At 69.2% G+C, this 13185-nt stretch carries 14 protein-coding genes; 6 read left to right on the forward strand and 8 right to left on the reverse strand.

Going from position 1 to position 13185, the window contains the following annotated elements; all coding sequences use genetic code 11:
- Position 1: 1 nt before the first annotated feature.
- The 5 genes from VET29_RS37990 to VET29_RS38010 form a co-directional block, all read right to left on the reverse strand.
- Positions 2-817, reverse strand: coding sequence for a recombinase RecT (locus tag VET29_RS37990; protein WP_324930137.1), 816 nt, complete (start codon positions 815-817; stop codon positions 2-4).
- Entirely contained in the window at positions 814-1908 is a 1095-nt protein-coding gene (locus VET29_RS37995; RefSeq protein WP_324930140.1) for a YqaJ viral recombinase family protein, read from the reverse strand. The genes VET29_RS37990 and VET29_RS37995 overlap by 4 nt, the downstream gene beginning before the upstream one ends.
- Positions 1909-2038: 130 nt before the next feature.
- Entirely contained in the window at positions 2039-2320 is a 282-nt protein-coding gene (locus VET29_RS38000; RefSeq protein WP_324930143.1) for a hypothetical protein, read from the reverse strand.
- Between the two features lie 54 nt (positions 2321-2374).
- Entirely contained in the window at positions 2375-2677 is a 303-nt protein-coding gene (locus tag VET29_RS38005; protein ID WP_324930146.1) for a hypothetical protein, read from the reverse strand.
- Positions 2674-2862 carry a hypothetical protein gene (locus VET29_RS38010; protein ID WP_324930149.1) on the reverse strand — a complete coding sequence of 63 codons (189 nt, stop codon included), beginning with the start codon at positions 2860-2862 and terminating at the stop codon, positions 2674-2676. Before VET29_RS38010 ends, VET29_RS38005 begins: the two co-directional genes overlap by 4 nt.
- A 246-nt stretch (positions 2863-3108) precedes the next feature.
- Here VET29_RS38010 and VET29_RS38015 point away from each other — a divergent pair, with 246 nt between their 5' ends.
- Both VET29_RS38015 and VET29_RS38020 read left to right on the forward strand, forming a co-directional pair.
- Positions 3109-3648: a hypothetical protein gene (locus tag VET29_RS38015; RefSeq protein ID WP_324930152.1), complete on the forward strand. Its 540-nt coding sequence runs from the start codon at positions 3109-3111 to the stop codon at positions 3646-3648.
- A 1202-nt stretch (positions 3649-4850) separates the two neighbouring features.
- Positions 4851-5315, forward strand: coding sequence for a nitroreductase/quinone reductase family protein (locus VET29_RS38020; protein WP_324930217.1), 465 nt, complete (start codon positions 4851-4853; stop codon positions 5313-5315).
- On the opposite strand, the gene VET29_RS38025 is transcribed toward VET29_RS38020, so the two are convergent.
- Positions 5268-6164, reverse strand: coding sequence for an SMP-30/gluconolactonase/LRE family protein (locus VET29_RS38025; RefSeq protein WP_324930155.1), 897 nt, complete (start codon positions 6162-6164; stop codon positions 5268-5270). The genes VET29_RS38020 and VET29_RS38025 overlap by 48 nt on opposite strands.
- A 133-nt stretch (positions 6165-6297) precedes the next feature.
- Here VET29_RS38025 and VET29_RS38030 point away from each other — a divergent pair, with 133 nt between their 5' ends.
- From VET29_RS38030 to VET29_RS38040, 3 genes are read left to right on the forward strand one after another with little or no spacing between them, the layout of a single operon-like run.
- Positions 6298-7620, forward strand: coding sequence for a DNA-binding protein (locus VET29_RS38030; protein ID WP_324930158.1), 1323 nt, complete (start codon positions 6298-6300; stop codon positions 7618-7620).
- Between the two features lie 3 nt (positions 7621-7623).
- On the forward strand, positions 7624-8577 hold the full coding sequence (locus VET29_RS38035; RefSeq protein WP_324930161.1) for a sodium:proton exchanger: 954 nt from the start codon (positions 7624-7626) through the stop codon (positions 8575-8577).
- A gap of 12 nt (positions 8578-8589) precedes the next feature.
- Positions 8590-9981, forward strand: a complete 1392-nt coding sequence (locus VET29_RS38040) for an alpha/beta hydrolase (protein ID WP_324930220.1) — start codon at positions 8590-8592, stop codon at positions 9979-9981.
- Positions 9982-9994: 13 nt separating this feature from the next.
- Here the strand turns inward: VET29_RS38040 and VET29_RS38045 are convergent, their stop codons facing one another.
- Complete coding sequence (locus tag VET29_RS38045) at positions 9995-10999, reverse strand: Gfo/Idh/MocA family protein (RefSeq protein ID WP_324930164.1); 1005 nt, start codon at positions 10997-10999, stop codon at positions 9995-9997.
- 127 nt (positions 11000-11126) lie between these two features.
- Here VET29_RS38045 and VET29_RS38050 point away from each other — a divergent pair, with 127 nt between their 5' ends.
- Positions 11127-11951: a tetratricopeptide repeat protein gene (locus VET29_RS38050; protein WP_324930166.1), complete on the forward strand. Its 825-nt coding sequence runs from the start codon at positions 11127-11129 to the stop codon at positions 11949-11951.
- Here VET29_RS38050 and VET29_RS38055 read toward each other — a convergent pair.
- Positions 11909-13123 carry a hypothetical protein gene (locus VET29_RS38055; protein WP_324930169.1) on the reverse strand — a complete coding sequence of 405 codons (1215 nt, stop codon included), beginning with the start codon at positions 13121-13123 and terminating at the stop codon, positions 11909-11911. The two genes, VET29_RS38050 and VET29_RS38055, sit on opposite strands and share 43 nt — an antisense overlap.
- Positions 13124-13185 lie beyond the last annotated feature (62 nt).

A 13185-nucleotide genomic window follows, 5' to 3' on the forward strand; every position in this document is an offset into this window, starting at 1 on the left:
GCTACTCCTCCACCACGTCGGCTTCGATCGGCTCGCTGCCGTCCGGGTTGGGCACGTAGCCCGAGTGGATGCCGTCCGGGCTGGTGTCGACGCGGACCTTGTTGTCGGCCTCGATCGCCATCGCCATCTCGGTGGACTTGGGCATCCAGCGGGCGAGCTGGAGGAAGCACGTCTTCGCGGCCATCTGGTCGAAGTGGTCCTTCCACGGCCCCTTGACCTCGCCGGTCTTGAAGTCCTTCTGCAACGCGAACCGGTCGCGGTGCCGCTCGACTTCCTGCTTGGACATCGTCCAGAACGCGTGACCGCCATTGGTGTACTTCACGATGGCGTAGTAGTCGGTGATCTCGCCGCGCTCCGTCCCGCGCTTCGGCGGCCGGTGCAGCAGCGTGTCTTCGACGCCGTAGTGCACCTCGAAGAAGTCGTGTTCGTGCACCGGGCGGGCCATCATCGATTCGACGATGCCCGAGCGGAACGCCAGCTCGCGGTAACCCTGGTACCCAATGACCAGCTGCGCCTGCTGCTTGAACGGCAAGATCCAGGCGTGGCCCATGACCGCGACCCGCAGCCCGAGCTGCGCGCAGGTCATGGCCGCGCCGATGACGCTCATCGCGTTGCACTCCAGCAACTTCGGCGTCTTGCGGGCGACGGTCATCACGTCGCGGATGACCTGGGTTGCCTCCGCGCCCTTCGGGGACGCGTCGGCGAACGCCTGTGCCCACCTGGGGTTTTCGAGCATCTGCACCAGGGCCGGGGCCTTGGACTGCTCGCGCTGCTCTCGGACGGCGGCGAGTTCGTTGCGTGCGGTGGCGTTGCTCATGCTGCGTTCTCTCCTGCTGCTTGCGTGGTGGTGGTGGTGCGGGTGTTCTTCTTCTTGGTGGTCTTGCGCCGCAGGGTCCGGCCGGGCTCGCCCACGGTCACGAACTGCTCGTACAGGTCAGGCGCGGCGAGCTGGAAGCCGTCGTAGTCGGTCGACCGGCCACCGGCGGTCGGCCGGTTGGTGAACACGGGCTCGCCGTCGAGGTACGCCTCGGTCGCGGTGCCCATGGCTTCGCGTAGCTGGTTGTCGATCTCGTCGCGTTCCTTCTTGAGAGCCTTGATCTCTTCGGACAGCTCGTCGCGCCGTGCGACGCCCTTGCGCCAGGACGGGTCGAGGTCGACGCGCTCGCCGACGAGGGCCTTGATCCGGCGCAGCGTCTCGGTGGTGGCTGCGCTCCCGTCGATCGGCGGCAACGTGTCGTCTTCGACGTGCCGCCACAGGTCGCTGGCGAGATCCACGAGGTCGGCAATCAGCTCGTCGTCACGCGGATTGACCTTCTCCACGTACGTCGAGGTGTCCAGCAGCGCGGCGTAGAACGTGCGCTGCGCTTCCTCCCCGAGGACCCAGTTCGCCCACTGCCCCTGTGCGGTGTAGGAGACGGGGATCTCCTCGCCCTCCCAGGCGTCGAGCTGCCAGTGCGTGCCGGTCTTGATCTCCAGCACGCCGAGCAGTGCGCCGGTCTTGCGGTCGAACACCAATCCGTCGACGTTGACGCGCTGCCACAGCGCGCCGACGCGGGCGTAGGTGCCTTCGCCGGGGACGACGATGAACTCCGGGTGGCGGCGCGCGAACTCAGCGCGGATAACGGGCTCCAGCAGGTGGCCCCAGAGCATGCGCTCGCGGGATGCCTCGTCAGGCTCGGGGTCGCTGCGACCGGTCTTCTCGGCCCACACCCGGTACGGGCTGGAGTAGCGCGAGATGCCCACGGCGGCGGCGACGTCGCTGCCGCCGATGCCGTTCAGCCGCTCGCGCAGCCAGACGTCCTCGGGCGCGTCCGCGGGGCACACGATGACCACGCCGGGGAACAGCTCGGACGGAACCGGCCGGGCAGTGCTCGGCCGGTTCTCGCGGTCCAGGATCGGCGTGCTCACTGCCCACCGCCGGTGATACGGCGGTGGACGGCGCGAACCAGGCGTGGGAGCTGGTAGGTAGCCAGCCCCCACAGGTGCGGCCCAAGCGCGCTCGCAGCGGCCACGGCGACCGCTACCCAGAAGAAGACGTTCACGCCGCCACCACCTGCGGGTGCGCAGTGGGCAGCTCGGCGACCTCGGCGACGGGCAGCGGCGCGGTGCTGAACTCGACTAGCACGTCAGCGTCGCCGTGGTGCTTGGTGGCGATGACGTGCTGGATGCAGCCCTCGTAGTCGCAGGTGTGCTCGGTAGTGCCGTACCCGTCCGGGTTGACGATGTAGATGTCGGTGACACAGCGGCCGGTCTCGCAGATCAGGCAGTCGAGGCCGTGCTCGTCGCTCGGCGTCTCTTTGTCCACTCGGTTGTACTGCATCTGCCTGCCTCCCTTCTTGCTGTTTCAAACACTACATCATTTGTAGTGTGTGAATCAACCCGGGACTGTTCGCGCTGCTCGGGACCGCTGCGTGATAGGGAGAGACGACAGATCGACCCCAGGGGGCGTCGGCCGGCGACGCCGAGGCGACCGGGCCGGTCCCGACTCCCCCGGCCCCTGCTCGTGCATCGCCAAGATGGCCGACACGTGGTCCGGCGAGAACCGGATCTTGCGCCCGATCCGCAGGTGCGGCCATAACCTGTTCCGCACGTTCTCCCGGATCACGCGGTCCTTCTCGAACCCCAGGAACTCGCGCAGCTCCTCGATCGTCAGGCAGCGCTCAGGTGCTGTCGTCATGGCCGAACCTCCTCCGGGGTCACGTCGGGATGGAAGTCGCGGACCTTGCGACCGAGCGCCGCGGCGATGGCCCGCGCGGTACCCGGCAAGGGCCCGTTGTCCTCGCGCTCGATCGCGGTCAGACCGGAGGCTGACAACTGCCTGCCCTGCTCCCTGACCAGCTCGACGAACTCTTCAGCGGTCAAGCCCAGCTCGTGCCGCCACTGGCGGACGCGAGCACCAACGAACGGGACAGTGCGTAACTGCGCGGGTGCAGGTGTGGTACTGCTTGCGGTCACGTTGCGACTATATCGCAAGTCATCGCAAGCTGTCGCAAGTTGGGACAAGTCTGCGCCAGGTGTCACCAGTCGGGACAAAAGGTGGACAACCGAATCGATACAGAAGGGCTGTCAGAGTTAAGGATTACCTCACGCGCAGATATCCTCCGGCGCATGGAAATCAGGCACAGCCGTCGAAACCGCGAGCGACTTGCGGTTCGCATGGAACGCCGTGTGAAAGAGTTGCGTATCACGTGGGAGGCTGTCGCCGAGCGGTCGGGTTATTCCACAACCCTGTTCCGCAACATCCGCAAGGACTTCGAGGGCACGAACGTCACCGACGAGGTCGCCAGAGCCATCGACGACGCCCTGGACTGGGAGCACGGCAGCACGCTCGCTGTGCTCGAAGGCGGCGAAGCGACCCCCCTCCCCGCACACGCCGCGGGCTCCCCGACCAGCCTGGTCGAACTCCTCGCCAGCTGGGCGCGCGAACTGAGACAGTCCGACTACGCCCAGCTGGCCGAAGACGTGCTGCATCTCCCCCGAGAAGACGTCAACGACCTGCCTAAGTCCCTGGTAGAAGTGCTCGCGCGGTGGCAGACGGTGCTGCGGCGGACCGAGTATCCGCAGTTGGCGCGCGACGTGATCATGAGCTACCAAGCTGGTTACAAGGAAGGGATGCGACAGCAGGCGGCCGACACCTCGGCCCCCTAGCATCACGACTCCCCGTCTGCCGTGACCGGGACTGAGGTCTGCGGACCCGAAGACCTGAACGCCGTGCGCATGCGCTCGACGTCATACACGGCCGTGACCTTCGGCCGCATCTCGCGGGTGTCTTTCTCGACTTCACTCAAGCGCTTTCGCAATCGAATAACAGCAATTCGATTCGCAACACAAAGCAGCGCGACAATCATAGTCGCAATTCCCCATAAGTTTTTCCGTCGGACTAACATTGACCCGCCCCCAGTCCTTTCCATGCAGCGATTCAATATGGACTGTCCCCAGATGCCGACTTTAACGCTTCGAGTGCGTGACATGCGGGTGAACTTGCAAGTGCAGTCGATCTACCGCAAGTGGCGGACGCGCGGAGCTAACGACCAGAGGCCACGCCAGATATTCACCCGAGCAGGTGACATCACAAGACGGTGCGCGACACCGTGAGTAGAGCCAAGCGCCCACAAGCTGGAACAACAGGACACCTGCGCTCGCCACAACGCCCAACCGGGTACGGTCTGCTCACCCAGTCGATACCCCCGGGTGTACCTGCCGTGGACCCGCCTGAGACCGCACGAGCCTGCCGCGAAGCCGCCGCCGGGATGCGACCGGGACACCGCCGGAAACGCGCCACGTTTCTGCATCGCTTCCGCCGGCGCGTTCCCGCGGGCCATTTCGGAACCGTTCCAGAGCAGTTCTGTGAGCGCCCTGGCGCGCATCCCCCGAGGCATCCCCCGACGCATCCCCCGCGGGGATGCAGGCCGCGTACCGAGACGTAATCTGCTGGATCGAAACGCACTGAAACGCGCGATCGAGAAAGGGCGACCAGGCAAAATGCAGGTCCGACACGCCGATGTGGCGGGTTCAAGTCCCGTCACTCACCCTCGGCGAAGCCTGTTCGGTGCCCTTCGGGGCACCTTCCAGGTGAGGGTTCGTCATGATGTTGGGGGGCCGAGCCCCCCATGCCCCCCACGGTGCGCGGTGTCGGCGCGGCGCGGCTCGGTGATGGTTCAGGCGCCCCCAGGCGATGGTTGGGCTCTGCTTGGTGATGGTTTGGGTGCCCCAGGCGGTGGTTTAGGTTTGGCTTGGTGGTGGTTTGGGTGCCGTCGGGCGGTGGTGGGGGTGGGGGCGGTCGGATCTAGAGTCTTGGCGTGAATTTCTTGACGCCGGTGGCTCGGTGGTTGGGGCGTTTCCCCAGGGTGATGAAACTTGCGCCGGTGATCATTTGGATCGACCACAGGTTGCATCGGGTCAGTTCGGGGCGGGTCAGTTTGCTTCGGGTTGCGGGGATGCCTTCGTTGCGGTTGGTTACCACCGGGCGGAAGACTGGGCTGCCTCGGGCCAGTGACCTGCTTTACACGCCCTACGGGGACCAGTACGTGCTGATCGGGTCCGGGTGGGGGCGGCCGAAGCATCCGATGTGGACGCTCAACCTGATGGCGCATCCCGAGGCCACGATTCTTGTCCGTGGGCGGGTTGTGCCCGTGGTCGCGCGGCGGGCGCGGGAGGACGAGCTGGCGAAGCTCTGGGAGCTGGCCGTGCGTATCTGGCCCGGGTACGAGATGGAGAAGCGGCTCGCGGCCGGGCGTGAGTTCCGGGTCTTCGTGCTCAGCGAACGGTCAGTGGACGCCGTTGAAGTTGACCCGGAGGGTGTAGACGGAGCTTGACGCCGTCACGAACAGCTCGTTGCGGCGGGGGCCGCCGAACGTGAGGTTCGAGCAGGTCTCCGGGACCCGGAGCTTGCCGATCAGGGTGCCGTCGGGGGCGAAACAGTGCAGGCCGTCGTGGGCGGCGGTCCAGACCCGGCCTGCCGTGTCGACTCGGACGCCGTCGAAGCCGCCCGCGTCGCTGGTGCCGAAGATCTCGCCGCCGCTCAGGGTGCCGTTCTCGGCCACCTCGAAGACCCTGAGGTGGCTCGGGGTCTGTCTGGTGTCGGCGATGTACAACCTTGTCTCGTCCGCGGAGAAGGCCAGGCCGTTGGGGCGTTCGAAGTCGTCGGCGACGATTCTGACCTCGCCGGTCGTGGGGTCCGCGCGGTAGACGTGGCAGGCGCCGATCTCGCTCTCGGCCTGGTAGCCCTCGTAGTCGGTGTCGATGCCGTAGGCCGGGTCGGTGAACCAGATCGAGCCGTCGGAGTGTTCGACCACGTCGTTCGGGCTGTTCAGGCGTTTGCCCTGGTAGCGGTCCGCGATGACGGTCACCGTGCCGTCGTGCTCGGTGCGGGTGACCCGCCGGTTGCCGTGCTCGCAGCTCACCAGCCGGCCCGCGCGGTCTCTTGTGTGCCCGTTGGCGTAGCCGGACGGCTGACGGAACACGCCCACCTGGTCCGTCGTCTCGTCCCAGCGGAGCATGCGGTCGTTCGGGATGTCGCTGAACAGCAGATACCGGCCGGCGGGGAAGTACACCGGGCCCTCGGTCCAGCGGCAGCCGGTGTGCAGGCGCCGCATGAGGCCGTCGCCGTTCACGCCGGCGAACCGCTCGTCAAGTATCAGGAAATCGGTCTTGACCAGTTCCATGTCTTCCCCACGGGCCGGAAACACGGCATAGTTGGACAGCTACTCCCTGTGACAACGACGTCTTTGATCATAGGAGCCTCCGTTGGCTATCGGCGCGGCGGGTGGGCGAGGCCGGGGATCTACGCGACACACCGTGGCTCGCGCCTGGGAGAGCTTCACGACCGGCGAGAACACCGTCGCCGGCGTCCGGCCGGCGATCCTGGCCTCCTGGTGGCGGTGCCGCGACCAGTACGACGTCGACCCGCGGCTGACGTCCGCGCCCGGCGCGGTCGAGCGCCACGAGCACCGCCTCGACCAGGACGTGGTCCTGACCAAAGTCGGCGGGCTGGCCGCGCTCGCCGGGCGGGAGATGGCCGACGAGGGCGGGATCGTCGCGGTCAGCGACGGATGGGGCCGGATCCTCGCCTCCTACGGCGCACCCGAGGCACGCAGGCGCGCCGAGCACAGCAACCTCGCGCCGCGGTCGGCCTGGTCCGAGCGGACCACCGGCACCAACGGGATGGGCACCGCCCTCGAGGAACGTGGCGCGGTGACGGTGACGGGGCCGGAGCACTGGTGTGCGGGCTTCCACGACTGGGCCTGTGCCGGGATCGCGATCCGCGACGTCGTCACCGGCACCCCGCTCGCGACGATCGATGTCTCGCGGTGGGGTGCGGGGCTGCCCCAGCAGGTGCCGGTCTGGCTCGAGAAGGCCGCGGCCAGCGTCGAGTCTGACCTGCACCGGCGGGCGGTGCTGGACGGACAAAGCGTCGTCGCCGGGTTCGCCGCCGAGGCGGGCGACGGGCCGTACGTGTGTCTCGACCTCGGCGGGCGGGTGATCGTCGCGAACTCCGCGGCCGTGTCGCTGCTGGGGATGCCGTTCGACGGTCCCGTGGTCGCGCCGCTGCGGCGGTGGCGGCCGGACGTGCCGGGACTGTCCGAGGTGGTGCGGTGGGCCACCGGGCGGTCGCTCGAACAGCCGCGGTGGCGCGGGTTCGCGCGGGTCGTCGTGCGGGACGGCCCGGTTGCGGTGGGGTTGCGGCCACTGTTCGCGGACAACCGGCTGGTCGGGATGTGCTGTGAGTTCGGGATGCAGGACGGGGAGGAGTACACCGACCCCGCCGGCATGGCCGCCGGCGGGCCGAAGCGGGTCATCGGGGTGCGGGACAACCGGCTGGTCGTGCTCGTGCCGTCGGAGATCCGCTACGCGGAGGCCGACCGGAACACCGTGTGGCTGAGCACGGACCGGGGCCGGTTGCAGGCGGCCGTTCGCGGGCTGGACAACGTCGACCAGCTCCTGCGCGCGCACGGGTTCTGCCGGGTGCACCGGCGGTTCCTGGTCAACCTCGGGCGGGTCGCCGAGGTGGAGCGTGGGGGCAAGGGCGAGCTGTTCCTCATCACCGATCCGCGGGCGCCGGAGCTCATCCCGGTGTCGCGGCGGCACGCGCCCGAAGTACGACGGCTGCTCGGCGTGTGACCCATGGACTACGTCTTCGTCTTCATCTCCGGCGCGGTGCTGTTGGTCTACAGCGCGGAGAAGCTGATCGACCAGCTCGTCACGATCGCCCGCGGTCTGCGGATCTCGCTGTTCCTGCTCGCCGTCGTCTTCACCGGGATCGAGTTCGACGACGTCTTCCTCGGCGTCGCGCTCAACGTCGAGGACCTCGGCGACGTGGCGCTCGGGACCGTGTTCGGGACGGCGCTCTCGCTGGTCGGGATCGTGCTCGCGCTCGCGGCCATCCTCACGCCGACCGAGGTGCGGGTGCCGCGCGACTACCTCGTCATCTTCGCCGCCGCGCCGCTGGTGATGGTCGTGTTCGCGTTGACGCCGCTCGGTCTCGTCGACGGGATCGTGCTGCTCGCGCTGTTCGTGCTCTTCATCGGCTATGTCGCCGTGCGGGAGCCCCGGCGGGACAAGCCCGTCTTCCGGGACACGGAGGTGTTGGAGAGCACCGGAAGGCGGGCCGGGTGGGCCGGGATCGGGTTCGCGGTGCTCGCGGTCTGCGGGCTCGTCGTCGGATCCGCGACCGTCGGCATCGGCACCGGCGGGATCCTGGCGACCTACGGGCTCGACGGCACGCTCTTCGGCGCGACCATCGCCACGCTCGTGCTGACGGTCGAGGACGTGTTCCTGACCGTCGAGCCGGTCCGCAGGGGGGCGCCGGAGATCGGGGTCGGGAACGTCATCGGCAGTGTGGTCTTCTCGGTCACCGGAAAGCTCGGGATCATTCTGCTGACCGGCGGTCTCACGGTCGGCCGGTATGTGCTTTCCTGGCACCTGCCGGTGTTGGTCGTGCTGACCGGGGCCGCCGCCGTCTTCCTGTCGACCGGGCGGCTGCGGCGGTGGCACGGCTGGGTGTTGCTCGGGCTCTACGTCGCGTACTGGGTGGTCAGCTACGGGGTATTCGACGGGGTACCAACGGAGGTGGATTAGGCCTTGCGTGCCATGCGGATGTTCGCGGCAGTCCTGACCAGTGCGTTCCTCTCGGCCGGCACGGTCACCGCGGCGGCGGAGCCGGCGTGGTCGCCGGAGCCGATCGGCTGGGGCCCGTGCATCGACTTCCCGGACGGGGAGTGCGGAACCCTGCGGGTGCCGCTGGACTGGGACCGGCCGCGGGGCGCGACGGTCGACCTCGCGGTGGCGCGGCACCGGGCCACCGACCCGGCGCACCGAATCGGTGTGCTGCTGGTCAACCCGGGCGGTCCCGGCACATCGAACGCGGAGTTCGCGCTCACCACCACCTACTTCAGCCCGGCGGTCCTGGCCAGGTTCGACCTCGTCGGCTTCGACATGCGCGGCACGGGCGGCAGCGAGTTCATCCGGTGCCCGGACCCGACCGGACCACGGCCGAGCGGCGAACCGGTCGACCGGGCCGAGTTCGACGCCTTCCGGGCCTACGACAAGCAGCTGATCGCGGGCTGCCGGGCGCAGAACAGCCCGATCTTCGACCATGCCGACACCGGGACCGGCGCGCGGGACATGGACGCCGTCCGCCGCGCGCTCGGCGAGCGGAAGATCAGCTACCACGGGATCTCCTACGGGACGCTGCTCGGCCAGCAGTACGCCGAGCAGTTCGGCGACCACGTGCGTGCGATGGTGCTGGACAGCAACATCGACCACAGCGTCGATCTCCGGCACTTCATGGTCGACCGGGCCGCCGCCGCGGACGACGCGTTCATGGCGTTCGTGCGCTGGTGCGACCGCACGGCCACCTGCGTGCTGCACGGCCAGGACGTCCTGGCGACGTGGCAGCGGGCGCTCGCCGCCGCCGACCTGCAACCGTTGTCCCGCAACTGGTTGCGGGACTGGGTGTTCGGCGAGCTGTACGGCCCGGACTACGACTACATCGCGCGGCTGATCGCCGACACGGCGGCGGGCCAACCGCCGTTCTCGGCACAGTTCGAGTACAACTACGACTCGGTCCGGCTGGCGACCGTGTGCCAGGACTTCGCCCTGCGGATCAGGGACTACCGGCAGTACTCGGCGCTGCGGGCCGAGGAGCTGCGGCGCGGGCCACTCATGCTCGGCGGCTCCCTGGGCCACGACGAGGCGGTGACGTGCATGGGGGTCTCCGGGCCACCGGTGAACCCGCCGCACCGGCTGAACATCCCGCACGCGCCGACGATCCTGCTGCTGAACTCACTGCACGACCCGGCTACGCCGTACGCGTGGGCGCTCGACATCCATCGACAGGCTCCGCGGAACACCGCACTCGTGACCTACGAGGGCGCCGGCCACGCGGTGTACCAGCGCAGCGCCTGCACCCGCGCCTACGCGGACGACTACCTGCTCGCACTGACGGTTCCCCGGCCCGGCGCCCGCTGTCCGGCCGCGTAGCCGCGACGAGCGGTCACGCCGCCGCCAGGATCCGTTCGACCAGCTCGACGACCCGCACCGAGTCCCGCGGGTCGACTGGCATTGGGTCACCGGACCGCAGGGCGCGTGCCAGCAGCACGTAGAACTCGGCGTAGCGGCCGGCCTCCGTCGGCACCGCCCTGGTCGCCCCGTCGATGCCGACCCTGCCCCAGGCGGACGCCGGCTCGTGGCCGAAGTCCTGGTCGGTGGGCCGGGCGCCGGCGCGGAGTGCGGCCTCCTGCGGGTCCAGGCCGTGCTTGGTGAAGCCAGCCTGGGAGCCCAGCACCCGGAACCGCGGTCCGACCTGGGCCGCGAGGCCGTTCATCCACAGGTGCGAGCGGACACCCGACTCGTGCTCCAGCACCACGAAGGCGTCGTCGCCGCCAAGGCTCCTGCGACCGGCCACCTCCTGGTAGACGGGGACCGCCGTGCCGAACAGCCGCACTGCCTGGTCGATGACGTGCGTGCCGAGGTCGTACAGGATGCCGCCGCCCTCGGTCACCGGCGTCGACGTCTTCCACGACGAGCCGCGGTCGGGCTTCCACCACTCGAACCGGGACTCGAACCGCCACACGTCGCCGAGCGCCTTCTCGGCCAGCAGGCGTTGGAGCGTGCGGAAGTCCCCGTCCCAGCGGCGGTTCTGGAACACGGTCAGCGGCACGCTGAGGCGGTCGGCCTTCTCGACGAGTGCCCGGCCCTCGCCCGAGGTGACGGTGAACGGCTTGTCGACCACCACGGCGACCCCGGCGTCGAGGAACCTGTCCGCCAGCTCCGCGTGGGTGGCCGGCGGCGAGCCGATGATCACCAGGTCCAGCCCCTGGTCGAGCAGCGCGTCGGCGCTGTCCACCACGAGGGCCTCGGGGTAGCGGGCGCGCACCTCGTCGCGGCGGCTCGTCATGACCGCGTGGAGCGTGTAGTCGGGATCCGCGGCGATGAACGGCGAGTGGAACACGCGCCCGGCGGTCCCGAAGCCGATGACCGCCGTCCTCAGTGGACTCATACCAGCAACCTGCCAGGGTCGACGTACTCGGGCAACGGACCGGCGATGGGGCCCTCAGCCGTGTCGCGTGAACCCCTTGTCGGGCCCGTAGGTCATTATGGTGCCGACGGAGGTGGTGACACCCGACATGTCGGACCACACGCGCGAGCTCATTCAGGCGGTGAGCCTCGACCGGCACGGGCCGGCGCGGGTCGGCGCGTGGCTGGCCGGGCACGGTGCGGAGGTCGTGGCCGCGGTGCTGGCGTGTGACCGGGACGGGCGGCGCGGGCACGGGACCCGGCTCGCGGCCGCGGTCTGGCCGGCCGCCGGTCTGGTGCGGGATCCGGCCTGGTGGACGGAGCTGGCCGAGGCCGGCGAGGTGCTCGCCATCGCCGACCGGGACCCCGTGGCGCTGGTCGACCTGCTGCACCGGGGCGCCACCACGTTCGCCGAGGGTGGTGACCGGTTGCGGGCCGAGGAACGGTGGGTGCGCGCGCTGGCGATCACCCGCCGGGAGGGGCTCGACGACCTCGGCCAGGCGGTGCTCCGCGCACTCGGCGACCTCTACCGCGACTGGGGCCGGTTGAGCAAGGCGCTCGACGCCTACCTGGGTCTGGTGGACCTGCGCGAAGATGCCGGCGACCCCGCCGGCATCGCGGACGCCCTGTCCAGTGTCGGCGCCACGATGCACGCCGCCGGCCGGCCGCGGTCGGCGACGGAGTACTTCGACCGCGCCGACGAGGTGCTGAGCGAGGTCGCTGGCGCGCGGGAGGCCCATGCCCGCGTCCTGGTGTGGTGTGGGCGCACCAGGTGGGAGCAGGGACAGCACGGCGCCGCCCGCCGCCGGTGGAGCCAGGCCCTCGCCATTCTCGTCGACGTCGACGAGGCCGCCGCCGACGAGGTCCGGGAGCTGCTGGCGACCGAGCCGACCTACTCGAACACGTCGTCGTCGCCGTCCGGCGGGGTCGGGTAGCTCAGCTCGAACAGGCTCATGACCTCCGGCACGGTGAACACCTGGGGATGGTTCCGGCCGTTCATGCCGCGGATCACGCCCAGCCGCACGAGCTGTTTCGTCAGGGCGGCGGCCTGTTGCACGGTGATGCCGTTGCGCCGGGAGATCTGCAGGTTCGTGGTGAGCGGGGTGGCGGCCAGGTCGCGCGTGACCCGCACGATTCCGTCCATGCGTTTGCCCAGCTTGCCGAGGTGTTCCTCGCTGATTCGCTCCGCGCGCTCGATGAATCGCAGTTGGCCGTGGCACAGGGCCGCGATGCCGGACGCGAAGAACACCAGGAATCCGTCCAGGTCACCCTTGTGCACCATGTCCAGAATACGGTCGCGGTATTCGTCGCGGTGCCGGCTCAGCCATTCGGACACGGGCAGCAGCGGGTCGCGCAGCGCGCCTTCCCGAATCAGCGCGAGCGTGATGTAGAGCCGGGAAAGATGGCCGGCGTGTGCCACCGGCGACAGGACCGACAGCTGGTAGTGGCCCAACCCGACCCTCGCCAGCAGCGGCGCCTCGCAGCCGGAGTCGACCCACGCGGACCACTGCATGCCGCTGGTCTGCAGCTCCGCGCCGGGTGGGACGGTCAGCAGGTAGGCGTCGTGTGGTTCGGGACCACCAAGCCGACCTGGCCACGTGCGCCAGCTGACCTCGCTCACGTCCTCGCCGTCGATGAAGCCCAGTGAGTCGAGCGAGCCGTCGATGATCGCGCCGAGTTGGCTCAGCAGTGCGAGGTTGAGCGAGCCGCCCGCGCGGACCCACGTCACCGCCTCGTCGTTCGCGCGTAGGTGCCGCGCCAGGTTCAGGTCGACCGCAGGCTCGCCGGCCGAGCCCGGCAGATCGGCGAGCAGCAGTTCCCGCAATGCCGCGAAGACGCCGCCGAGCTCGCCGGAGCCGTGCACGTCGCGAAGCTGTGCCAACCGCACGAGACCGGCACGGTTGGGCAGTCGTGCCGCGGCCTCGTCCAACCGGCCGATCGCCTGTTCCGCCTCCGCGAGAATCCGGTAGGTCTGCGGTTGCAGCCGCACCATTGACGGTAAAGGGCGCGGCAGGAACGCCCCGGCAAGGCGCACATGTGCGGGCAGGTCGTCAATGCCTTCTGCGAGGAACCACCGGCCCGTCTCGGCGGGCATTGCGTCAGGCATGGCGGAAAGACTGGCCGACCCGACCAGAAATCGGCAAACCTTTCAAAGCGCACACGCAAGAT

Origin of the sequence: Actinophytocola sp., from assembly GCF_035634895.1 — a bacterium.
Classification (GTDB): domain Bacteria; phylum Actinomycetota; class Actinomycetes; order Mycobacteriales; family Pseudonocardiaceae; genus Actinophytocola.

Excerpts from the sequence above, each read along its gene's own strand:
- VET29_RS38035 (WP_324930161.1), top strand. The coding sequence starts at position 7,624 with ATGGACTACGTCTTCGTCTTCATCTCCGGCGCGGTGCTGTTGGTCTAC.
- VET29_RS38040 (WP_324930220.1), top strand. The coding sequence starts at position 8,590 with ATGCGGATGTTCGCGGCAGTCCTGACCAGTGCGTTCCTCTCGGCCGGC.
- VET29_RS38050 (WP_324930166.1), top strand. The coding sequence starts at position 11,127 with ATGTCGGACCACACGCGCGAGCTCATTCAGGCGGTGAGCCTCGACCGG.
- VET29_RS38055 (WP_324930169.1), bottom strand. The coding sequence starts at position 13,123 with ATGCCTGACGCAATGCCCGCCGAGACGGGCCGGTGGTTCCTCGCAGAA.
- VET29_RS38025 (WP_324930155.1), bottom strand. The coding sequence starts at position 6,164 with ATGGAACTGGTCAAGACCGATTTCCTGATACTTGACGAGCGGTTCGCC.
- VET29_RS38005 (WP_324930146.1), bottom strand. The coding sequence starts at position 2,677 with ATGACGACAGCACCTGAGCGCTGCCTGACGATCGAGGAGCTGCGCGAG.
- VET29_RS38020 (WP_324930217.1), top strand. The coding sequence starts at position 4,851 with ATGAAACTTGCGCCGGTGATCATTTGGATCGACCACAGGTTGCATCGG.
- VET29_RS38045 (WP_324930164.1), bottom strand. The coding sequence starts at position 10,999 with ATGAGTCCACTGAGGACGGCGGTCATCGGCTTCGGGACCGCCGGGCGC.
- VET29_RS38015 (WP_324930152.1), top strand. The coding sequence starts at position 3,109 with ATGGAAATCAGGCACAGCCGTCGAAACCGCGAGCGACTTGCGGTTCGC.
- VET29_RS37990 (WP_324930137.1), bottom strand. The coding sequence starts at position 817 with ATGAGCAACGCCACCGCACGCAACGAACTCGCCGCCGTCCGAGAGCAG.
- VET29_RS38000 (WP_324930143.1), bottom strand. The coding sequence starts at position 2,320 with ATGCAGTACAACCGAGTGGACAAAGAGACGCCGAGCGACGAGCACGGC.